Genomic DNA, 24013 nt, shown 5'->3' with positions numbered 1-24013 from the left:
ATAGTATAAATCAGCATATTTAAACCTCCGATGGTGACACAACAACAATTTTTTCATTGTATGTATGTCAACACCGGAGGTTTAGTAAATTCTGCTTTATAGGTCTGAATTGATTATGCCGCTTTTTTCAATTACAGGCTTTGAACATCTTTCAGGGTATATCCCTCTTTGAATATTACGGAGCCGACAATTCTTTCCACTGCGTGGGCAAGTGTGCCATCTAATTGTCCAGCTTCAAGCTCGAATTCATCTTCTTCGATAAGTTTATTAGTAAGGGACTCCAGCGCGCTCAATCTGAACCAGAACATAGAGCCTGCTGGGAAATGAGTATTATAACCATTGGATAATTCAGGTGATCCAAGTCGGGCAAAAAGTTTATCCAGCCAGAATCTGTTGCCTAAATTTATTTCAGGAACAGACAAATCAGTAATAGAGTTTGCTGGTGCTATAATTCCCAGTTCTTTATCTGACTCGAATTTAGCCAGGATAGCTGATACTTTTTGCTGTGAAGATAAGAGATCATCAAAGAGACTTTCTCTCCAACGCTGGCCATCAACACGATGAGGCGATTTTTTCGTATGAACTTTACAGATAAATTTATAACCAAAGCCTTGGGCTACTTTTAATGCCTGAATGAATGGTCTTATATCACGTCCGCGGTTTTCAACGAGGATAAAGAAAACATTCGAAAAGTTGCTTTTGATTTTTTCCAGTGTAGCTATTTTGACATCACTACGAATGGTCACAATTAAATCAAGCTTGTCCTGATGTTGCTTAATATATTTTTCAACCAGCTCACAAGCCAAATCTTCATAGTAAGCATGCAGAATCACTGCCGCACTGTGGCAGGGTGAAAACGCCTGATTAACCTCAGATATGACTTTATTGTCGCAGTCATATTTTGACAGTGAATTGCGGAGAATATTTGCTGTAGCATGCAGATAAGCATAGCCGTTGTGGCGATCTGGCTCAAGGTGTGCGCCCTCAGCCCACTCGTTCCAGGCATTGATAAAGACAAGTCGCTCTTCAGGTTTACGCTTCATTGTGGTTTTGATCGCACTATCGAGCCACCTGGCATAAAGCTCGGGTTTTGCATTATAGAAAGAGAAGCCCTGAGTCGGTTTTCGCGCTTCGTTATCCCATGATGGCATGACGGCTTTGAAACAAGTGAAATTCTCGTTGTCGATGTTACCTGCCCTTAAAGCTAACTCTTCATAATCATATACCCGGCCTGTAAATCCTTTATTTAATGGCGTGATGCTATCAGTAATATCTTTAGCACCAACCTGATGCGGTGGGAATTCAACGATAGCATCAAAATCAAATGGTTTTGGACTTGAAACGTCAAAGGCATTGACGACTACTAGATATAGACCAGGCAATCCGTTCTTGACAGCATGTTCACGCCAGCGTTTACCCGTCTCTTTAGCATCCGGAAGTGAACTTGCACGATAAAGAATAAGCAGGGGCTTGCCATCTACCCTGATGTAACGCTCATCTTTCAGAGCGGGCATAATGTCATCCAGAAAAGCAATGTCATCTTCAGGAGAGTGCTTTTGAGAAATTAAAACATCATTTTCCAGACCGTCCCAGCGACGCGTCCAGTTCTCGTTAGCCCAACATAAACAAAAATCAATATCGAGGGTCTTATCCTTAAGGAAATTTTGTACAGGCGTTTCCATCAGACGTTTGCCACCAAACCAATAATGGTGGAAGCAAAACCCGTTAACTCCATATTGTTTAGCAAGATCTATTTGCTGACGCATAACCTGTGGTAAACGTAAGTCATAAAAACCCAGTTCACCCGGTAAGCGAGGCTGCTGATGTCCCAGATATTGCGGTCTTGCTTTAGTTACGTTCGTCCACTCAGTGAAGCCTTCCCCCCACCACTCATTGTTCTCTTTAAATGGATGGAACTGCGGGAGATAATAAGCAATAACTTTGACAGGCAACTCGACATGTTCAAGGCTATCCAGCGCCTTTGGAACATAATGGCTTTGCTCATTAACTTTTAATGTGGCTTTTTTAAAGTCAGTTTTTAACCAAGCCTCAATCAGCGAAGACCTATCATTGATAGATGTTTCATTAAAGGTATCTGTAGAAGCAGGATTATGAGCATAATTGCCAGGGTTATTATTCTTATAGGCTGAATGTAATCTGCTATAGACAGCTTTAATTCCCTCTTCTTTATAAAGCCTGGAGACCAGTTTAATACGATATTTTAAAAGATCGCGATCTCCGGAAGATAACATCTTTTTTGCAAAACGATAGATTTTCAACGTCAATACCCTTATCTGATTTCAGATTGCCAGTTTAATATTTATTGAGCGACTTAGCAGACCGACTAAAAAATGAAGCTAATTTCCATGCTCTTGATGAAGTGATTTTCTGTAATTTATCCGTTTTTACTTTAACCTCTTCCGTAAGTTTTTCTTCTCTGGATTTTTGTTCAGCGGCAACGCTAAGAAGGTTGTCGATTTGCTCCTGCAACCTCGAACAGGATTCTTGCACATCGATCAACTCTTTCGCTTTGATATCTAATAAAGTATTTTTACCAAATATCTCCTCACCTTTCTCCTTAAGCTGCTTTTCAACATCCTTAATTTGATTTTCAACATTGGTCACAGTTGACGAGAGTTCCTGATTAGTATGATAAACTCTGGCAAGTTCACTTTTATAATCATTTAAGAAGTCACGAACAACGAAAAACGAATTTTTATAGCGTTCGAAAAGATCATTATTGTCAACATTTACAACTTGCGAAACCAGAGCAACCTCTTCTTTTAGGTAGTCGTTAAAATGCTCTTCAGTCAGTTCCGGGAAGATTTCTGTTACTATAATTTTAGTAGTGGTAAATACATTAAAATCTGATAGCTCTTTTGTAGGAGCGATGGACGTTACACGTAAAAGAGAGTTGAATACGCCTCTGAAAACCAGATAGGAAAGCATTAATGGCTTATCAGAGCTTAGTTCCAAATCGAAAATCTTATAGCCTTGCTCAGTTTTAATAATGTTAAACGGAGTTGCATCAAGGTATTCTGGCGGAAGCTCAGTGTTCCATGTCCAGGAATCTGTATCGTTTCCAGTGACGAGTGCTTTACTAATCCAAAGTCTCGCCCATTCAATAACACTATTTAATTGCCAGCCATGTTTATTTATAATACTAACCAGACTCAGCCACAAGCTTTCACCTTGATAAAAAGGCTCGTCACTGATGAACTCTCCTGAGATTTTGTAACTTTCAATCTTATAATTACCATTAACCTCAAAAAACTTTATTTTCTTCTGACTATCATTAATCCTGGCATCAGAATAATACCAAGCTAATGTATTATCACTTTCGTGACTTATATCTGACACTGAGGCTATCATTAAAAATGAATTTGACAAATCTGAAGAAAGCTTATTATTCCAGATTATTTTCGTTGATTCTTCTAATGAGAATGTATAAGAATCAGGTGCCTGAGCATCCTTATGATGTACTTCACTTACTAAAGGGTAAATTACTGAACTTCGCTTTTGATGGCCATAAGGAGTTATAACCAAAGTAGGAAGCTTATAGTCAGGGAAAGGCAAAAACTCCTCAACATTGCTGAATCCTACATTTTTCATCATTTGGATCAATTCGACCCTACCAAAAGTCCGTACGCCATTGGCATGATAGGCATTGTTGATACCTACCATAGGTATACCCAAATGATCTTCCTTGGCTCCGGATAAGTATTTCATGCCGAGCTGGTTTTCAATCGCTACAAATAATGAACCATCATATTTCAATCTCTTCTTGCAGAAGGATAAAAGTGATAATTGACCCTCATTACCCAGGAAACATTGAGCATATTCAAGAACACCAATCAGTAAAACGTAATCAAAATCGCCAATGTCTGGAATTTTCTCGCTGGAACAATTTATTACAGAAACATTTGATAAGTCTTTGCAGCGATTACGTGTTATTGATGCTCTTCTTTTACTGCCTTCAATGGCAATAACTTCAGCACCAGCTTCAGCTATAAAGCGCGTTATTGCACCACAACCACATCCGATCTCAAGTACACGTTTACCCTTAAAGCTTTTCCCAAAAGGCCTGAGCAAGTTAGACCTTTTGGATGTCAAATGATATTGTGAAGGCCAGTCTTTAATATAACCAGCAAGTTCTTGAGAAAGCACAGAACAATCCTGAGCTTTTGTAACAACATCTAAAATATAGTTTTCGTGATAATCGCCATCATTATAATTGAATTCTTGCTGGTCTTTTTCAGTCCAGATATTGAGCTCAGTATCAAAAAAAATCCAGTTGATGATAATACCGTTGCAAGTTTTTCTTTATTCACAATTAATCGAAGCCTCTAAATTTACCAGACCTAAGAAATCTGTGGTTGGTTCTACTGTAATATGAATTGAATCATATCGGCGATCGTGCGGAACCACCTCTCCTGATGTATTATAGCTGGCTAGACCTATTGAAATAAAATAATCCCCCTGAAAAAGACGCATTGGTAATTCAATATTAACTGTATATGACTTTCCTTCTTCTCCAACTTCGATAAAAGGAGCTTCTAATATATTTGTATTTGTATTATAAATTGTTACCCCATCTTTAGTTTTAACTGCAAAACCAAAAATAGGCCTGAAAATCGTCAACTTGAATTCAACAAGAAACTTAAATTTTAAGTTATTATTGCCAGACACGCTAAATGGATATACATTCTTGCCTTGTACCAGCGAGAAGTCCAAAATTTCAGCAGCTCTGTCACCCCAGCGAAACTCATTAGAATTGTAATTATTACGAGTTTCAAATCCATGTTCTTTTAAAATAACTAAAGGCTCAACCTCCTGTGTTTCATTAAATCTTTCAGTCTGATCTTTCTCAATCTTGCTGGCTGATTTAAGGTGAATGTCCTCTTTAATTCGCTTTGTGTTAGCTGACGATGACTTACCAAATAAGAGATCCAAGTACTGATTAACAATATCCTTTGGAGCACCATTGTCTACAATCGATCCATCATTAAGTAAGATAGCTTTATCGCAGTGAGTAATAATTTGTTCAGTCGCATGTGAAACAAAAAGGATAGATGTGCCATTATTCTTGAGCTGCTTAAGTCTGGCGAAACACTTTGCCTGAAACTTAGCATCTCCAACGGCTAATGCCTCATCAACAATCAATACTTCAGGATCGATTTGGGCCTGTACAGCAAATGCCAGGCGGACCATCATTCCGCTTGAATAGGTTTTGACTGGTGTATTAATAAAATGACCAATATCGGCAAAAGATAAAATATCATCCAATTTGCTATCAATTTCTTCTTTGGTCAGACCGAGAAGTGCTCCATTCAGATAGACATTTTCACGCCCGGTAAAGTCACCATTAAAGCCAGCACCTAATTCAAGCAGTGCTGCAACACGACCCTGTATATTTACAGTCCCTTGCGTGGGGGATAATGTACCTGCAATAATTTGAAGTAATGTCGATTTACCTGAACCATTCCGACCGACAACACCAAGCGTCTCGCCCTTCGGTAAATTAAAGCTTATATCCTGTAATGCCCAAAACTCTTCATGATACACCCGGGGAACTTTACCAAGCCTGCGTTCAATATTAGGCACAATAAACTGCTTGAGTCTTCTGACAGGACTATCGAATACTTGATAGCATTTGCTAACATCGATTATTTCTAATGCATTATCTTTAGATAACATCAGCAAATCCTTTACGTGTTTTCTGAAACCAGAAGTAGCTAAGCCATAATGTTATTGTTGAAATAAAAGCGTATATTAGCAGCCCATTGAAATCAGGAAGCCTACCCCAAATAACAACTTCTCGCGTTTGTTCTATTATGAATGTTAATGGATTAGACAAGATAATGACTTGATAATTCTGAGGCACAGAAGAAAGCGGATAAAATACAGGTGATAGAAAAAGTATCACCGTTATTAGTAACGTTATGAACTGCCCTAAATCTCTAATAAAAACGCCCAGTGAAGAAATCAAAAAACTCAGTGCCAATACTAAAATTAATACAGGGATAAAAACAATGGGAAGTAATACTACCGTCCAGTGTATAAAACCATTGGCAAACAGAAATGCCAGCAACAGCACAAATATGTTTATTAAAGCCTGAAAGCAAGAGGATAGCAATGCTATTACCGGAAACGAATCAAGCGGGAAAACTACTTTTTTGACATAGTTGGCATTATTAAGTATCAGTGTAGGTGACTTAGTAAGCACTTCACCAAATATACCGTGTACAATTAAACCAGCGAAAAGAATAATAGCAAATTGTGCCTTAGACTCATTTGCCGCAGCATTCCCCCAGCGAGCATTAAAGACTTCAGAAAAAACAAGTGTATATACAGCCAACATAAAAACAGGATTTATGAATGACCAAAATATGCCCATCACCGAGCCTTTATAACGACTAATTACATCACGCTTGGTCATTTCGAAAATAATATTTCTATTACTATATGTATTTTTGCATAATGACCATAGTGACGTATCATATTTAGTAATTTGCTGCAAAATTTCACCTTTTTACGAATCAATTTGTCTATCGATTACAATTTTTTCAGGAAAACAGCAACATATAGACCTAAAGTGCCTAAAATTGTTTGACGATACATTCCTAACTTCCTGAATACATACAGTCTTTTAAATAAATTGCTATTCCTGACATCATTAAACATCTCAAGATAGTGCTTATTATCAGCGGTAATATTGATGTCAGTTTTATTTAAAGCGTAGATATTTGAATCGATCCATTCTTTAAAATGCCCATCCAGAAGACCCGAAATGCGTTGAAATCTGGCAATCCAACCTAAATTAGAGCCAACAATATTATTTGTATGTTGTCGATAACTTATTGTAGGTTTTGGATCGTAATAAATATTACCACCAACTGCTGTGATGACTATGTATATCCACCAATCATGAGATATAATCCTCACGTCTTTGGATGTTTTGTTAATAACATTCCTGGCTGCTCGATTCAATACCATCGTATTGCCTCCAGCTATACTTTGGATAAGGGCGTTTTTGAATGATGCAGGCTTACTAAATAGTGGTGACTCTCCCAGGGAGAGTCCATTTTCATCGACCAGTGATGTTCGTCCACAGTATACAGACGGAGCATCGCAATCATAATTTGATAGAACGGATACGCTCTTTGTTAGTTTATTGGGCATCCATTCATCATCTTGATCACTGAAGGCGTAATAGTCGAAATGATCCCCACACTTTTCAAGCAATGATAAAAAGTTCCAGGCAAATCCTTTGCCTGGACCATTAATGATTATAAAACGCTTACTGCCCAACTTGTCTCTATAAGACTGCAATATATCAAGAGTCCCATCAGTTGATCCGTCATCTGAGACAAACACTGTCCAATTCGGTTCAGACTGATTAATTATCGAATCAATCTGTTGCCGTATATATTCACTTCCATTGTAGGAACATAATAGAACTGCGATACTTGATTTTTTATCCATCTCAATCAAAAGTTTCTGCGTTATTAAGCAATACGCCATCTTTATCTTTGCCAGACAAAGTCATTTCTTCAACTTCAGGCCATTCAATATTTATCTGCGGATCATTCCACAAAATGCTTCTTTCTGACTGTGGCGCATAATAATTTGTGGTTTTGTAAACAAACTGCACACGATCCGTAAGTGTGATGAAACCGTGAGCAAAGCCTTCTGGAATCCAGAGCTGGCGGTGGTTTTCAGCACTTAAATGTATGCCAACCCATTGTCCAAATGTTTCTGATGAACGCCTGATATCTACAGCTACATCAAATACTTCACCTTCAACGCAGCGCACAAGTTTACCCTGTGCATTAGGGCCTAGTTGGTAATGCAGGCCTCTCAACACGCCTTTTTTGGACATTGAGTGATTGTCCTGAACAAAGTCGACATGCCGACCAACGGCCTTATCAAAAATTGACTGATTGAAGCTTTCCAGGAAAAAACCACGCTCATCACCAAACACTTTTGGCTCAATGATTTTTACATCAGGAATTTTAGTATCAACAATATTCATTATAAACGTCCTTCAACCAGAGCCATCAGATATTTGCCATATTCGTTTTTAAGATAAGGCTTAGCGAGTTCCTGTAATTGCTCTTTATTAATGAAACCCATTCTGAATGCGATTTCTTCCGGGCAGGCAACTTTTAAGCCCTGTCGTGATTCAATAGTCTGAATGAAGTTATTGGCTTCCATCAGGCTCTGATGCGTTCCGGTATCCAGCCATGCATGACCACGTCCCATAATCGAGACAGAAAGCTTGCCTTGTTCCATATAGATACGGTTGATGTCGGTGATCTCAAGTTCACCACGCGGGGATGGCGCAAGGTTTTTTGCCATTTCCACTACGCTGTTATCATAAAAATAAAGACCGGTGACCGCATAGTTGCTGCGGGGATGCTCAGGTTTTTCTACCAGTGAAATCGCTTTACCTTCGCTGTCAAACTCGACAACACCATAGCGCTCAGGATCGGTAACATGATACGCAAAAACAGTAGCTCCATCTTCTTTAGTAGATGCGGCTTCAAGTTGCTTGTAGAGGTCGTGACCATAGAAAATATTGTCGCCAAGGATGAGCGCGACTGAGTCGTCACCAATGAACTCTTCACCAATGATAAATGCCTGAGCTAGTCCATCCGGGCTTGGTTGTACTTTATACTGAATTGAAATGCCCCATTGGGAACCATCACCTAACAGGCTTTCAAAGCGCGGCGTGTCCTGCGGGGTACTGATAATCAGAATGTCATTGATGCCAGCCAGCATTAATGTGCTGAGTGGATAATAAATCATTGGCTTATCATAGACCGGAAGCAATTGCTTGCTGACTGCCATCGTTACCGGGTAGAGGCGTGTTCCTGAGCCACCAGCGAGAATAATACCTTTATTCTTTTTCACAATATCACCTTAATTGGACAGGCCGCTTATGCGGCCTGCTGCTATTAAATAAGAGTTTCAAGCAACATACGTTCGACGCCCACAGTCCAGTCGGGCAGTGTCAGACCAAAGGCCTGCTGGAACTTCTCTGTGCTAAGTCTTGAGTTAGCCGGGCGTTTAGCCGGTGTCGGGAATGCACTGGTAGGCACCGCATTAATTGTCTGAACCTGAAGCTCAACACCCTGTGCTTTCGCAAACTCAATCACTTTAGTGGCATAGGCATGCCAGGTGGTCTCACCTGCTGCAATAAGATGGTAAATGCCAGCAACGCCACTGTTACCCAGCGCCACTCTGATGGCGTGAGCAGTACTATCAGCAATAAGTTCTGCCCCTGTTGGCGCGCCATACTGATCGTTAATCACAGACAATGCATCGCGATCTTTTGCCAGCTTAAGCATAGTTTTGGCGAAGTTATTTCCTTTTGCGGCATACACCCAGCTGGTGCGGAAGATGAGGTATTTCGTCATGTTACTGACGATGGCCTGCTCCCCTTCCAGCTTGGTCTGACCATAGACATTCAGCGGAGCTGTTGCATCGTCTTCACGCCAGGGTTTCTCACCTGATCCATCAAACACATAGTCGGTTGAGTAATGAATCAACCACGCGCCAGTTTCTTCGGCGGCCTCTGCGATTGCCCTGATTGAGGTTGCGTTGACCAGCCGAGCCTTATCCTGTTCTGATTCCGCTTTATCCACCGCAGTATAGGCAGTCGCATTAACGATCACAGCGGGTTTAATCTTCCGCACCGTGTCAGCTACGCCTTCGGGATTTTCGAAGTCGCCACAGTAGTTACGGGAGTGCCGATCAACCACGATGAGGTTGCCTAGCGGCGCAAGCGCACGCTGTAACTCCCAGCCAACCTGACCGTTCTTACCAAAAAGCAGAATATCCATTAGCTACGTTTCTCGTAGTTTTGTTCGATCCAGTTCTGATAGGCACCACTCTTCACATGCTCAACCCATTGTGAATTGTTAAGGTACCATTCGACAGTTTTCTTCAGACCTGTTTCAAAGGTCTCTTCCGGTTTCCAGCCCAGATCTTTTTCAATCTTAGCAGCATCGATTGCGTAACGACGATCGTGTCCCGGACGATCCTGAACGTAGGTGATTTGATCACTGTACGGGGTCGCTTTTGGACGCAGTTGATCCAGCAATTCGCAGACCTTCAGCACTACATCAATGTTTTTCTTTTCGTTATGGCCACCGATGTTGTAAGTAGTTCCGGTTTTTGCATTTTTCACCACGGTATAGAGTGCGCGCGCGTGATCTTCAACATAGAGCCAGTCACGGATCTGATCGCCTTTACCGTAGATTGGCAGTGGTTTGCCTTCAAGCGCATTGCTGATGATCAGTGGGATCAGTTTTTCCGGGAAGTGATAAGGACCATAGTTGTTTGAGCAATTAGTGACAATCACCGGCAACTTGTAGGTGCGGCCCCATGCGCGAACCAGATGATCGCTGGCAGCTTTAGTCGAGGAGTAAGGGCTGCTCGGCGCGTAAGGCGTCTCTTCGGTAAACAATGGCAGCTCGCCATCCATTTCATCCGGATGCGGCAGATCACCATAAACTTCATCCGTCGAGATATGGTGAAAACGGAAGGCATTTTTTCGTGCTTCAGGTAAAGCACTCCAGTAATGACGTGCCGCCTCTAACAGAGCATAGGTGCCTACCACGTTAGTTTGAACAAACTCTGCCGGACCAGTGATTGAACGGTCGACATGGCTTTCCGCGGCCAGATGCATAATCGCATCTGGCTGAAATTCATTCAGTACGTCAGTGACAGCCTGTCCATCACAGATATCAACCTGTCTGAACGTGTAGCGGGAGCTGTCGCTGACGTCTTTTAAGGACTCCAGGTTGCCTGCATAAGTCAGTTTATCAACGTTTATAACTTCATCATTCGTATTGTTAATAACATGACGGACAACTGCCGAACCGATAAAACCTGCACCACCAGTGATAAGTATCTTCATAACGTGTTTATTCCTGACAAGCTATCTGAGGCATGGGTGCCTGTATAAAATGCAGACAATCATATGCGTCCAGAGCACGCTACCGCCCCTGGGTTACAGCTCCCACAATGCTGATTGTCTTCAGACGAATGATTATGCTGATACTGAGCACTCGCTTCACTATCAGCATTTCATTGATTGATATCACTTTATTAATGAAACTGTTTAAGTGGGTTTATCATTCAACAATCGCAAATTCTATCACTCAGGTATAGGTATTACGAATAAAATGCGTTTGTTTAACAGGTGTTAGTTCAACTTATGAGCGCTTAACTGACGCAGGGGATGGTTACTGATGTGCCAGAACGAGACAATCAGAATAGTGAGAAAGGGTCGATAAGATATTTCAATGTAAACATTAAAAAAGGCGAACCTCAGTTCGCCTTTTTTCAACTACCGGAACCCATCCGGGTTCTTACTCTGCCAGTTCCACGTATCGCGCATCATCTCATCGATGCCGCGCGTCACGCGCCAGTCGAGCTCACGGTTCGCCAGGGACGCATCCGCCCAGAAGGCAGGCAGGTCGCCGTCACGACGCGGTTTGATTTCAAATGGAATCGCTTTGCCGGAGGCCTGCTCAAACGCCTTGATCATCTCAAGAACCGAGAACCCTTTGCCGCCGCCGAGGTTAAAGGCGGTGTAACCTTCAACTTTGCTCAGATGGTCCAGCGCTTTCAGGTGTCCTTCAGCCAGGTCGACCACATGGATGTAGTCACGCAGGCAGGTGCCGTCTGGCGTATCGTAGTCACCGCCAAACACACCCAGCTTCTCCAGACGACCAATCGCGACCTGTGCGATGTAGGGCAGCAGGTTATTCGGGATCCCGGTCGGGTCTTCGCCGATTTCGCCTGACTCATGCGCGCCAACCGGGTTGAAGTAGCGCAGCGCAATCGCCTTAAACTTCGGCTCTGCCTTAGCAAAGTCGCGCATGACGAACTCGATCATCAGCTTAGAAGTGCCGTAAGGACTGGTGGTGCCGCCAATCGGGGTCGTTTCCACATAGGGAACCGGTGCATCCGCGCCATAAACGGTGGCAGACGAACTGAAGATGAAGTTCCACACGCCGGCGTTACGCATCTCTTCCAGCAGCACTACCGTACCCGCAACGTTGTTCTCGTAGTACTCCAGGGGCATACGCGTCGACTCTCCGACCGCTTTCAGCGCGGCGAAGTGGATGACGGCGGAAATGCTGTTTGAGGCAAACAGGTCGCGCAGGCAGGCGCGGTCACGGATGTCGCCTTCGACGAAGGTCGCTTTCTTCCCCGCCAGCTTTTCAACGCGGTTGATCGCTTCGCGTGAGGCATTGCAGAGGTTATCCAGCACCACCACATCATCACCGCGCTGCAGCAGCGCCAGTACGGTATGGGAACCGATATAGCCTGCCCCGCCCGTTACCAAAATAGCCATGTGCACTCCTTGTAAGCTGCCGCGCAGTGCGCGGCAAAGTAATTACTGTTGTTTTGCCAGGATGTTCTGAATCGCTTCGCGGAAATCGCGGCCCTGGGCGTTATTACGCAGTCCGTAAGAGACGAACGCCTGCATGTAACCCAGTTTACGACCGCAGTCGAAGCTGTGGCCGGTCAGCAGTGAAACATCAACAGGTTTGTTTTTGCTCAGGCTGGCGATCGCATCGGTCAGCTGGATACGGCCCCAGGCGCCCGGTTCAGTGCGCTCCAGTTCAGCCCAGATGTCCGCAGAGAGCACATAGCGCCCTACCGCAGCCAGGTCAGAGTTCAGCTCAGCCGGATGCTCTGGCTTCTCAACAAAGTTGGTGATACGGCTGATATCGCCTGGGTTGTTGATCGGCTCTTCAGTGGTGATCACCGAGTACTCAGAGAGGTCGGAGGCAGGCATATGCTGTGCCAGAACCTGACTGTGGCCGGTCTCTTCAAAGCGGGCAACCATCGCGGCGAGATTATAACGCAGGTGGTCAGCAGTGGAATCGTCCAGCAGCACATCCGGCAGCACCACGACAAACGGATTATCACCGATCATCGGACGGGCGCAGAGAATCGAGTGGCCCAGACCCAGCGGCTGTGCCTGGCGCACGTTCATGATAGTTACGCCTGGCGGGCAGATAGACTGCACTTCGCTCAACAGCTGACGCTTCACACGCGCTTCCAGCAGCGCTTCCAGTTCATAAGTGGTATCGAAGTGGTTCTCGACCGCATTTTTCGATGCATGCGTGACCAGCACGATCTCTTTAATACCTGCGGCAACACATTCGTCAACGATGTACTGGATCATCGGTTTGTCGACGACAGGCAGCATCTCTTTCGGAATGGCTTTAGTCGCAGGGAGCATATGCATACCGAGGCCCGCAACCGGGATTACTGCTTTAAGCTTGGTCATATTTATTCCGTTTAATAAAATGAAGATGTGGGTCGATTATGCAGGATCGGCCGGAAGAGCAAGTATAATCTTTATCTGAAAAGCGGACAGTAACTCTCTGTCATAACTTAGAAATTCGGCATTTTGCCCATTGCACGCGATACCATAAACTGAGTAAAGACAATCAGTAATCGCATATTGCTACTGTGATCTGCAGCACTGTTCGTTGCATGGCTGAGACCAGCCATAAATGAAAACGGGCGACCCTGAGGTCACCCGTTAATATCGCTGTGAGATGATTACAGCCAGCCTTCAAACCACTCCGGCATGATGAACAGATTGAAGTGGTTCACCAGCACCATCAGGCCGACAAAGACCACCGACACCGCCACCCACTGCCGGGCATAGGGCATAAAGCGAATGCCAATCACCGGCTTGATAAAGAACGGGTGGGCCAGCGCCGAGATCAGGATCTGCGAGATGGAGAGCGTCAGCGCCACATAGAGCACGTTTGGCCAGATAAAGGTGGTCGCCAGCACACCCAGCACCACGATACTCGCCACGATGTTCCAGTAGAACTCGACGTTGGTGCGTCCGTTAGCCTGCGAAATGGCACCGGTCAGTCCCCCCATCGGCCGCAGCATACCGAACAGCAGCATCAGCGGGATCAGGTGGTAAACCTGCTCGTGTGACGCGCCATAGAGTATACGAACGATAACTGGTGAGAAGATGCCAATGACCAGATACATCGCGCTGCTGAACAGCATGATCCCCAGCGTGCCCTTGAGGAACAGCTTTTTCAGCTGCTCGGCATCGTGCTGTTTCTCAGCAAAGCGCGGCAGCGCCAGACGGTTGATGACCGGCGTCACCAGTTTCAGCGGTTGCAGCACCAGCTCTTTCGCCAGCGAGTAGACACCCAGCATCTCTGCGCCCATCACCTTACCGACCACCAGCGCATCCGCCTGGGTGCGCAGCTGATTAATGGTCTGGGAGCCAAGCTGGTAGCTGCCGTAGCGAATCGCCCCGAAGAAGGTCGCTTTGTCGAACTCCCAGGTCGGGCGCCATGACTTCTCACCCAATGCAATCATGCAGAGGATACGGGTAAAGGCATTGATGAACAGGCCGAGAATCGCTGCCGCTACGGTCAGTGAGGTGAACTCCAGCATTGCCACCACACAGAGGAAGGCAAACAGCTTGGTGCCCATCTCAATCTTCGCCAGCGACACCATCCGCTTGGTCTTGATGTAGTGCGCCTGATACTGCGACAGATGTCCCAGCACGAGGAAGTTGAGACTGGTCAGCATGATCAGCCCCGTCAGCTCCGGCAGGTGATAGAACCAGGCCACCGGGAAAGCGATCAGCAGCATGATCAGGCCGGTGCAGAGACTGAGTGATACGTTAACCCAGTAGATGGTGCTCTGCTCACGGCGGGTGATGTTCTGGCGATGCACCAGATAACTGCTCATCCCCATATCCTGCAGGACACCCGCCACCGCCAGAATGGCGTTGATGATGGCCAGCAGTCCCAGCTCGTGGGTTTCCAGTTTGCGGGCGAGAAAGCTCAGCTGTGCAACCTGCAGCACCGCAGAAAAGCAGGTGCTGCCAAACAGCCAAATCGCCTGTGACTTAAATCCACTCACACCAGTCGCTCCAGAATCTGTGCCAGTTCGCCATAGGCGATATGCTGATTGAACTCCGTCTCAACTTTATGCCGCGCAGCAGCGACCACCGGGGCCACATCCACTTCGCCCTCAGAGAGCTTAAGCAGCGTCTCTGCCAGCGCCTCGGGATCGTCCTCTTCCACCAGCCAGCCGGAGACGTTGTTCTCAATCAGTTCGGGAATACCGCTGTGGAAGGTGGAGACCACCGGCAGGCCGACCGCCATCGCCTCCATCAGCGCAACCGGAATCCCTTCCATGTCGCCATCGGCGGCAGTTTTGGAGGGCAGCAGGAAGATGTCCGCTTCGCTCAGTGCGCGACGGATCTCCTCCTGCGGTTTGAAGCCCGGCATACTGACGCAATCTTCCATCCCCTCGCGGGCGATGAAATCACGCATCATCTCATCCTGATCGCCATTGCCGATGATGGTGTACTGGAACTGACCGCCACGCTGCTTCAGGATGGCGCTGGCTTTCACCGCCACATCCAGTCCTTTCTTCTCGGTCAGACGCGCCACCGAGACGATACGCAGCGGCTTGTGAAATGCCTGACGCGGCTGGAAATTAAACTTCTCTGGCTCAATCCCCATGCGTGTCACATGAATTTTTTCCGGCGGGCAGCCCATCTCAATCAGCTTGTTTTCCCACAGGTGGCTGATTGGCAGCATCAGTTCGCTCTGGCGGAACAGGTTGACGTAGTCGAGCTTGTGCTCTTCCAGAATGTGACGACGGGAAATATCGGCACCGTGGAACACGGTCGCCTGCTTGCCCTTCAGTACGCCAAGCTCACGCAGCTTATTCGCCAGCGCACCGGCATAGCCGAAATGCACCAGGAAAACATCCGCGGTGAACGTCTGCTTCGCGTTGGCCACGATCGACGGCAGCAGCAGCTTGCTGGACTGCGCGCCATAACGACGCATGTTCAGCGAACGCAGCAGCGACGGTTTGGTCACGTTTGGCAGCACCAGCCTGATGCGCTGGTTGAGCTTATCGACAATCGAAATCTTCTCTTCCGGCAGCAGATAATGCGTCTTCGCCGCCAGACCATACTCATCAAACGCGGCGTGCCGGTTCACTAAATCGCCGGGAAAGACTGAAATAATCTCCACCTCGTAACCGGCATCAATAAAATGGGTTACCTGATTCAGAACGAATGTCTCAGAGGCAACCGGGAAACGCATGGTGAAAAAAGTCAGTTTCATCACATTACCCTAATACTTTGAGAATCTCTTCAGTGATCCGGTTGCCAATTTCCCTTTCATTCGCAACGGCCGTATTGACCTTCAGCTTAATGTTGTCGTAGTCGGCAAGCACACTCTTCACCTTGTCGATCAGCGAGCCATCCATCAGGCTTTTCACATCGGTTGCCATCTGCGGCAGACCCAGCTGGTTCATCACACCCATCGACTTGTGCTCATAGTTGATCGCCACGGCCGGGGTGCCAAAATTCATGGAGATAATCGCCGAGTGCAGGCGGGTACCAATGGTCAGATGGCAGTGGCTCAGCAGGATGCCCAGCTCCAGGTCATTAAACTCATCCATGATGACATGGTAATGCTCAGGCTGCTCCACGTGATCGCGCAGGGTCAGCGCCACCATGCGGTCATCTTTGGCATAGCTGTCGATGCCGGTACAGGTGGAGAACGCCACGACCTGGTAGCCTTCTGCGATCATCGCATTGATCACCCGACCAAAGGCTGCTTCATACTCTTTCTGTGTGACGCCCAGACGTTTATCAAACGGAGCCAGTTCGCGCACGGTGATGGCGATGGTTTTACGGCTGCTGATAATCCCCTGCCAGTGAAGCAGGTTATGGCTCGGATTTTCCACTTCCCGCGCGCGCACCAGGAAAGCGGTGTCGACGCCGGCTGCGACTTTCGAGCTGGTCACGCCATCACGTTTCATCAGATCGAGGCTGACTGACTCACGCAGAACCAGGCTGTTAACGCGGTCAAAAACAAAGTTCGCCAGCGCATTGACGCGCGGGTTCTGGAACGGACCCACCGAGTGACCAATCAGGTAAATAGGCTTTTTCGCCATCAGCGCACAGAGCGCGTGGTCAAACTGGGTGACGCCATAGAGATCGACGAAGAATGACCCGCCAACCTGAATAATGGCGTCATATTTCGCCAGGCTTTCGGTAAAGGCTTTGAGGTGCGGTGGCACGGCAAACGACTTAAAGACGCCGCCCTTGCCCAGGTGCGCCATCATGATGTCGGGCATCAGACGGTTCGCGACTTTACGCTTAAACGAACCGACCAGACCTTTGCCTGACTTGCTGTTATGCAGAAACAGCGCATCCTGCTGAATATCCTGCTGGAGCAGATAACCGGAGCTGGTTGGATAACGGCTAATCACATCAATGTCTAAATCACTGCGTGCAGACTTCATTGAATCAATCAGTCCACGAAGAATCGCGCCATCCCCACGATTCCCACACGTATGGTTACCCACCAATAAAATTTTCATAACAACTCCGAATAAATTTTTTTAATTCTGTAAGCCGCCCGGATCCGTCATGGGCAAAATGAGCTCTGTTCAAAATAATGCTTACGGGATAACGCACCCAAAGGTACCGCTCCTGTTAAAACCGGCCGCCTCCGTTGTGGCGGCCGTCATGCAAGGGTTATGACTTAATGGCAAAGTAAGGCAGGGCAACCTGTTTCCCGTTGATGACCACGGAAACAAAGCCTTCCGGCTTGCTGGTATCGACCTGGTCGGCAGAGAGCGGACGCGATGCCATCAGCAGGTCGCCCTGCTCGTTGGCCCCGACACCCGCTTTGCCGTTGTGCAGACTGAAGCGCTGCGGCGCGCGTTTGGTCTTATCGCCCGCCGGCGGATTGCCTGGCTCCATCCGCGCGTTAACGCGCGCGCAGCGACCGGTAACAAAGCGATCCTTGCCGGTGGTTTTCACCAGCACGGCGGCCGACGGCGTCCAGCCCGCCAGTTTGACGAAGAGGCGAACGTCGGTGTCATGTTCAGCGACATAGCGCACATCGAGGACCGGGCTGCTGCCTTCGGCTGACCAGCTCGCTTCAGAGAGGTCTTTCTTACGCTGCACGTGGATCACGGCCCGGCCACCGGTGGTTTTGTCGCTGATCAGGTTCATCAGGGGCTTGTCGCCGCTGCCGTTGCTGAACTGCGCCTGACCAAAGATTTCGATCTCCCAGGAGTCGCCCACCGTGGGTGAGTAGAGGCTGCCGAGATCAAACCAGGTCTCCTGGTTGGTGTTGTTCTCCAGACGCCAGCGCGAGGTGATGTAGTTGTATTTCAGGCTGCCATCCAGCGCGACGCCGTAAGATTCAACGCGGGTCGACCCCATCTCCCAGATGCTGAGCAGACGATCGCCCTGCATCGAGTTATCGATCCAGCTGCCCGACTGCAGGCTGGTCTGGCGCATATTGAGACGCGTGTTGTGGGCGATCAGCGGGTTCTTACAATCCTCCAGGCTCAGCGCATCAACGATCCACTGGCCGTTGGAGAGATCGCCCGGGTTGTCACAGTGCTCAATCCAGCCGTTGTGGATAATCGACTGACCGCAGCGCGGCAGGTTGAGGACTTTGCCCCCACGGCAATACTGCGCGTTGAAGTTCGACAGCTCGATAGCGGTGCTGTGGTCCCATTTGCCCTGCTTCTGTCCTGACCAGCCCGATTTGATGACGTCGCCGCTGCAGCGGGAGGCGTACCACTGGTCGATTTTACAATCGAGGGTATCCTGCAGGCTGATCGCGGTACCGCCGACGGCGTTAAAGCGCAGGCAGGCACCCCGGAAATATTGTCCGCCCGGACAGATGTTATGGAAAAAGCCCTGCTGGTTCGGACTCTTATCGCTGTTGCCGTTGAAGATCAGGTTGGAAAGCTCAACCCGGCGGGCATTCATCTGGAAGACGAACTCTGACTTACCATCGGAAACGAGGGTAGTCGCCGGGAAGTAACCAAAGTTGACCATCGCACCGGACATGCGGAAGAAGTTGAGATACTTGTCGCCCAGGTTGCAGGCGGAGACCATAAAGGTCCCGGCCGGGAACTGAACGCAGATCTGCTGGTTCGCCTGCTGCGACCACTGGAACATCGCCATAATGGCGGGTGCCGTATCGGTTTTCCCATCGGCGATGGCACCGAAATCAAACAGCGTCAGACGGTTGAAATCGTCTACCACACGACGCCAGTGAAAGCCGTCACCGGCAAAGTTGACGCCGCCATCATTCTGCGCGGGCTGGAAGCTGCCGACGAACTCGCCGCCGCCTACTTCCCGTCCCTCGTGCCAGCTTTTGAGTTTGATCTTGGCCCCTTCAAACAGCGGACGGGTCTTGCGTAACTCCGCCACGGACGGGATCTCGCCAATCAGCTGATAACCCGCCGGCTGTGACAGGCGCTGACTGAAATCAGCGGCGCCCGGGCGACTGACATCCGCGATGTTAAACAGGGTCTGCCCGTTATTATCTTCTACCGTCATCGAATGCGAAGGATCGGCAATCAGCGCAGCATTATCCTGGATAAACTGCGCAAAGTTGCCCTTGTTCAGCGCGATAGGCTGAGCAATCTCGGAGACTTTACCGCTGGCGTCACGCAGGAAGACCGGAATCTGGTTGCCAGGCTTGCTGGCATCCACGCCGGCTTTACCAATCCAGAGCTTACCCTCAAAGCTCTGCCAGAACTGCGGTGGCATCGCATAGACATTTTCCGGCGTCAGGATCGGCACATCTCCTTTCGGCACGGCGGTGGCATCAACCGGTTTCAGGGCAATGCCGTTACTTTTAGCAGCGTAGCTGGAAAAGGTGCTCACGGAGAGAGCCCCCACCAGAGCGGAGGCGGCGGTCTGTAACACTTCTCTTCTTTTCATGCATCAATTCCCGTAGTCAATAAGGCCATTGGCCATGGCGGTGTCCCTGAGGCACGTCGCAAGTGAGCGTTTCCAGCTCCGGTTAAACCAATGACAGCCAGCTTTTTTTGATCTGATTACCGTCGAATTTCAGCGCGGTCTGTTTCGTTTTTTCGCTCATGGCATAGAGCAGCGCATCATCTGTCGCCAGCTGCTCCATTCGCGCCAGAAACGTGGCTTTGTCATTCATGGGCACCAGGAAACCATCTTCGCCGTGGTTGATGATCTCCTGAGGCCCGGTCGGGCAGTCGTAGGCGACGACCGGCAGTGACCAGGATTTGGCTTCCAGCAGCACCAGCGGCAATCCTTCATAGCGGGAGGTCATCAGCGCCATGTCGCTGTCGCGATAGTAGTCATTGATGTTGCTGACCTTGCCGACAAACTTCACGCTGTCGGTGATCCCCAGCACTGCCGCCTGATCGTGCAGCTGCTGACGCAGTTCACCGTCACCGGCAATCACCAGCGTCCAGTCCGGGTGTTTTCTGGCAAAGTCACGCCAGATATCCAGCATCAGGTCAAACCCCTTCTGGTTATCCAGACGTCCGACGGCCAGCGCCTGACGGGAGCGGGTCTGGCGCTGATAGCCTTTGTAAACCACCGGATTGGGGATTTGCATGCTGGGAATGCGCCAGCGGCTGAACACCTGATGATCTTTGTCGGTCAGAACAATCACGCGGTCGTAGTAGCGCAGCAGCAGGAACTTGAGGAACTTAATCGGTTTGCTGAAGGAGTTAATGGCGATGTGTTCGCAGGCGTAGGCTTTGCCACGCTTCTTCTTCATCAGCAGCAGATTCCAGAAGGCGAACATCACGCTCAGGCGGCCCATGCTGATCAGGAAGACGGTGTCGAAACCCTCTTCATGGATTCGGGCAACCGCGCTTTTGATGGGGTTGCTCTGCCCTTCAAAGCTGACAATCTCTTTAACATGCTCAAACGGGTAGAAGGTTTTTCCGCTGCCTTCCAGCGAGTAGATGGTGACGTCATGCGTTTCGCCAAGACATTCTGACATAAAGTTACAGATGTTCTCGGTGCCCGCATAGGAGTAAGCATCTTTGATCACCAGGACAATTTTTTTCATGAAACGCTATCCACCTCAAATTTTAAAGACAATCCTGCCGACGGGCTTAACGATGCTTAAGGGTAAACAGCACACCATTCACCATATACCAGGCGTAATAGTAATAGATTTTTAAAGGATTGTTTTTATAGATAATTCTTAATAATTCGAGGTGCCACTGGGCCGCTTTATTCTTATTACGTGAAAGGGAATCCCCTAACTCGTAATAGTTGACCAGAATCGTCTGAATTACGCGTGCCTGCTTGTAGCGGGTGAACAATTCATAGAGAAACAGGAAATCTTCGTGCCCTTTGCGCTGGAAGAGGAGTCCCTGAGGCGGGCGGCGGAAGCAGACGGAAGAGAAGCAGACGCGATACTGCTTTTTCACGAAATTTTCCTGCTGCAGATAAGGTTTGCCGTAGGTGATGTCGTGCTCAGCCTTGCGGGTTTTGTAGTGATACTCGGTAATGACAAAATCATCACCGGCCTCAATGGCGGCCACCTGCTGAGTCAGCTTATCCGCATGCCATTCATCATCACTGTCGAGGAAGGCGATGATCTCTTCCGTAGCCGCACGCAGCCCGACGTTACGGGTCTCTGCTGCGCCCATGTTGACCGCGTTGTCCAGAATGGTGATGCGCGGGTCCTGGCAGTGCTCGCGCACAAACGCCAGCGAGTCGTCAGTGGATTTATCGTTGACCAGATAGAGGTGCCAGTCGGTATAGTGCTGGTTGATCACCGATTGCACGGCGCGTAATACCGTCTTACGGGCATTATACATAGGCATCACAATGCCAACGGTTCCAACAGAAGTCTTCATCTTCAACCCTGAATTAAATGAAAAGAGAGTGGCTCCTGATATCAGGAGCAGAGCGGGACGCGCCGCGCGTCAGGAGATCGCTTTCTCACCACCGAAACGTGCTCTGACCTTGTCTTTGACCCGGTTCATGAAATAGGCACGGTTATCTTTGTTGGTGAGGAAGAAGTAGCGGGCAAAGCTCAGGCTCGCCATCAGCGACTTGCCATCCATCTTGTAGCGCAGCGGCAGCTTAAAGGCTTTGTAAGTGTGGATATCACGCGGGGTCAGATGCGGCTTCATGGTATCAAGCCAGAACATCGAATATTTCACCGATTCGCCTTTGTGCTTCGAGCCAAATTTGGTGACCAGATGATAGTTCGCCAGCGGCGCGGCAATCATCACGAAGTCATAGCCCATGCGGTCGGCACGAATGCAGAAATCATAATCCTGATGGCGGATATAGCGGGTATCGAACTGAATTTTTGCCGCGTCTTCCCGCTTCAGCACGATGGTGCTGGTCTGGATAAAGCCGTAGCAGCCGAACAGATACTCGGCGACGGTTTCGTTTTTGCCTGGTGGCTGCATCGGCATTACTTTCAGGAACGATCCATCCTGATAGATATTGACCTGACTGAAGATGACAAATTTCTGTCTGCCCTGCCCCTCCAGCTGCGCGATTTTCTCGCTCACCTGCTGCAGTTTGTCAGCGGCCCACTCATCATCGGCGTCCAGGAAGCTGACATAGTCGCCGGTGGCCAGCTCAATGCCTTTGTTGCGCGCACCGGCACCGTTAAGTTTCACCTCAGAGAGCACCAGATTGATATCCAGCTCCTGATAACGTTCGCTGCGAACAACGTCCGCCAGCGCGGCGGCATCTGCCGACTTATCATCAACGATGATGACCTCAAAATTGCGATACGTTTGAGCTTTAACGCAATCCAGCGTCGTGACAATCGATTCTGACGCGTTATAAGCCGGAATTACGATAGAGAAACGAATGTCCTTCATGGCCAGCACCTCATCAAAATAATTCAAAAATAAACAGTTCAGTCGACAACCGTCGAAGAAAAACCGGGGATCTGACAGGCGGCTGCCTCTGGAGAGTCCAGCCGCCCGTTAATCAGTGAATCAACCAAAACTCCCGCGCCACTTCATAGCCGGTCACCGCCTGCTTGGTTGAAATGGTGTTGTAGTAGAGGTAATAGAGCAGGAAGAACACCAGCATGCCAAACAGCGCGGGTTTCCATGACCGTCTGGCCTGATAAATCAGCGAGGTCAGGATGATCGGTTCAACCTGCTGCAGATAGTTAGACAGACGCGAACCGGATGGGAAGTTGTACAGGAAGATCCTGATCGCGCCGCCGATGGCAAAACTTAAAATCAGCAGATAGTTAAGACGATACTGGGCGTAATTTTCGCGCTTCAGCTCATCGGTCAGCATGAAATAGAAAAACACAAACACCAGCATGATGTTTTTCAGGTTCGACACCGCCAGGATACTGCCACCCATCGCATAAGAGGGGTCATTGTTATAGCCCGACGCCCTCTCACCCAGCGATCCCAGATGTCCGGCAATCAGGGCAATAAAGCTGGAACCGCCCACGACGGAGAGCGGCAGGCTGGCCACGATGATGATCACCGGCCACCAGCGCCAGTCACGAATAAACAGGAACGGCACCAGCGTCACGACCATGATTCCGGTGTTGTGACTGGTGAACGACAGCACGAAGAAGGCAAACGCCCACCAGTAGCGCTTGAGATAGATCGACCACAGGACGCCAAGGAACAGCGCCGAGCTCAGGCCAAAGCGAATCTGGTTGATGTCTTTGTTGATAAAGATGTGCGCCGAATAGAGCATCAGCGCCAGCACCGGATAGGGTGACATCTTCCGGAAAAAGTAAGTGTTAATGAAAACGGCAATCGCACAGAAGACAAACAGAAAGATGCTGGCGTTGTGCGAAAACAGGCTGGTCAGCCAGGCGATCGCAAAAATCAGCGGTTCATAACGGAAAAATGCGACGGTTTTAAAGAAGCCGTTAATCTCGATACGTCTGACAAAGTCTTCAAAGAAACTCCGGTACTGGAAATCATCCATGCCGGTGCCAAGACCGCGAATCCCCCCGAAAACAATCAACAGTATGGCGGCCACACAGAGCAGCCAGGTCAGAATATGATTTGTGCGTTCGTCTTTTTTTAGCGCGATTTCAAACAGCGCAAGCAGTAGTAAAAAGCCTGATACATACCAATAGGGAGCCATGGTGTGATTCCTTAATTCCACAAGTTCTCATGCCAGCAATCATCCTGCTTCGCCTTCCCGGCC

General features: G+C 48.3%; 19 protein-coding genes. All 19 read right to left on the bottom strand.

The features are described 5' to 3' along the window. Positions 1–131: 131 nt before the first annotated feature. Positions 132–2279 carry a glycoside hydrolase family 99-like domain-containing protein gene (locus S7A_RS07220; protein WP_141629804.1) on the bottom strand — a complete coding sequence of 716 codons (2148 nt, stop codon included), beginning with the start codon at positions 2277–2279 and terminating at the stop codon, positions 132–134. A 34-nt stretch (positions 2280–2313) separates the two neighbouring features. Then, positions 2314–4167 carry a methyltransferase gene (locus tag S7A_RS07215; RefSeq protein WP_071987800.1) on the bottom strand — a complete coding sequence of 618 codons (1854 nt, stop codon included), beginning with the start codon at positions 4165–4167 and terminating at the stop codon, positions 2314–2316. Between the two features lie 156 nt (positions 4168–4323). Continuing rightward, entirely contained in the window at positions 4324–5697 is a 1374-nt protein-coding gene (locus tag S7A_RS07210; RefSeq protein ID WP_009089285.1) for an ABC transporter ATP-binding protein, read from the bottom strand. Beyond that, the gene (locus S7A_RS07205; protein ID WP_071987799.1) at positions 5687–6520 is read right to left on the bottom strand and encodes an ABC transporter permease; all 834 of its coding nucleotides are present in this window, start codon (positions 6518–6520) and stop codon (positions 5687–5689) included. The genes S7A_RS07210 and S7A_RS07205 overlap by 11 nt, the downstream gene beginning before the upstream one ends. 35 nt (positions 6521–6555) lie before the next feature. Then, positions 6556–7485 carry a glycosyltransferase family 2 protein gene (locus S7A_RS07200; protein ID WP_033736183.1) on the bottom strand — a complete coding sequence of 310 codons (930 nt, stop codon included), beginning with the start codon at positions 7483–7485 and terminating at the stop codon, positions 6556–6558. A 1-nt stretch (position 7486) separates the two neighbouring features. Beyond that, entirely contained in the window at positions 7487–8035 is a 549-nt protein-coding gene (rfbC, locus tag S7A_RS07195) for a dTDP-4-dehydrorhamnose 3,5-epimerase (protein WP_009089279.1), read from the bottom strand. Next, positions 8035–8916: a glucose-1-phosphate thymidylyltransferase RfbA gene (rfbA, locus tag S7A_RS07190; RefSeq protein ID WP_009089278.1), complete on the bottom strand. Its 882-nt coding sequence runs from the start codon at positions 8914–8916 to the stop codon at positions 8035–8037. The genes rfbC and rfbA overlap by 1 nt, the downstream gene beginning before the upstream one ends. A gap of 44 nt (positions 8917–8960) precedes the next feature. Further along, the gene (gene rfbD, locus S7A_RS07185) at positions 8961–9848 is read right to left on the bottom strand and encodes a dTDP-4-dehydrorhamnose reductase (RefSeq protein ID WP_009089277.1); all 888 of its coding nucleotides are present in this window, start codon (positions 9846–9848) and stop codon (positions 8961–8963) included. Beyond that, positions 9848–10927, bottom strand: coding sequence for a dTDP-glucose 4,6-dehydratase (gene rfbB, locus S7A_RS07180; RefSeq protein ID WP_009089274.1), 1080 nt, complete (start codon positions 10925–10927; stop codon positions 9848–9850). Before rfbB ends, rfbD begins: the two co-directional genes overlap by 1 nt. A 432-nt stretch (positions 10928–11359) precedes the next feature. After that, the gene (gene galE, locus S7A_RS07175; protein WP_009089272.1) at positions 11360–12373 is read right to left on the bottom strand and encodes a UDP-glucose 4-epimerase GalE; all 1014 of its coding nucleotides are present in this window, start codon (positions 12371–12373) and stop codon (positions 11360–11362) included. A gap of 42 nt (positions 12374–12415) precedes the next feature. Continuing rightward, a complete protein-coding gene (gene galF / locus S7A_RS07170) occupies positions 12416–13318 on the bottom strand; it encodes a UTP--glucose-1-phosphate uridylyltransferase GalF (protein WP_009089271.1) in 903 nt (300 codons plus the stop codon). 278 nt (positions 13319–13596) lie between these two features. Then, positions 13597–14937, bottom strand: coding sequence for a lipopolysaccharide biosynthesis protein (locus tag S7A_RS07165; RefSeq protein ID WP_009089269.1), 1341 nt, complete (start codon positions 14935–14937; stop codon positions 13597–13599). Beyond that, entirely contained in the window at positions 14934–16157 is a 1224-nt protein-coding gene (locus S7A_RS07160; protein WP_009089267.1) for a glycosyltransferase, read from the bottom strand. Before S7A_RS07160 ends, S7A_RS07165 begins: the two co-directional genes overlap by 4 nt. A 4-nt stretch (positions 16158–16161) precedes the next feature. Beyond that, on the bottom strand, positions 16162–17424 hold the full coding sequence (wcaK, locus tag S7A_RS07155) for a colanic acid biosynthesis pyruvyl transferase WcaK (protein WP_033736181.1): 1263 nt from the start codon (positions 17422–17424) through the stop codon (positions 16162–16164). Positions 17425–17581: 157 nt separating this feature from the next. Continuing rightward, a complete protein-coding gene (locus S7A_RS07150) occupies positions 17582–19798 on the bottom strand; it encodes a phage tailspike protein (RefSeq protein WP_009089264.1) in 2217 nt (738 codons plus the stop codon). A gap of 82 nt (positions 19799–19880) precedes the next feature. Then, positions 19881–20915 (bottom strand): glycosyltransferase, encoded by a 1035-nt coding sequence (locus S7A_RS07145; RefSeq protein ID WP_009089262.1) that lies wholly within the window; start codon positions 20913–20915, stop codon positions 19881–19883. 46 nt (positions 20916–20961) lie between these two features. Beyond that, entirely contained in the window at positions 20962–21714 is a 753-nt protein-coding gene (locus S7A_RS07140; protein WP_009089260.1) for a glycosyltransferase family 2 protein, read from the bottom strand. Positions 21715–21783: 69 nt separating this feature from the next. Next, positions 21784–22701 (bottom strand): glycosyltransferase family 2 protein, encoded by a 918-nt coding sequence (locus S7A_RS07135; RefSeq protein ID WP_009089259.1) that lies wholly within the window; start codon positions 22699–22701, stop codon positions 21784–21786. A 112-nt stretch (positions 22702–22813) separates the two neighbouring features. After that, positions 22814–23950: an EpsG family protein gene (locus S7A_RS07130; protein ID WP_009089257.1), complete on the bottom strand. Its 1137-nt coding sequence runs from the start codon at positions 23948–23950 to the stop codon at positions 22814–22816. Between the last annotated feature and the right edge of the window lie 63 nt (positions 23951–24013).

The sequence above is a fragment of the Pantoea sp. Sc1 genome (genome assembly GCF_000255315.1).
Lineage (GTDB): Bacteria > Pseudomonadota > Gammaproteobacteria > Enterobacterales > Enterobacteriaceae > Pantoea > Pantoea anthophila.
This window is presented reverse-complemented; position numbering and strand designations above follow the sequence as displayed.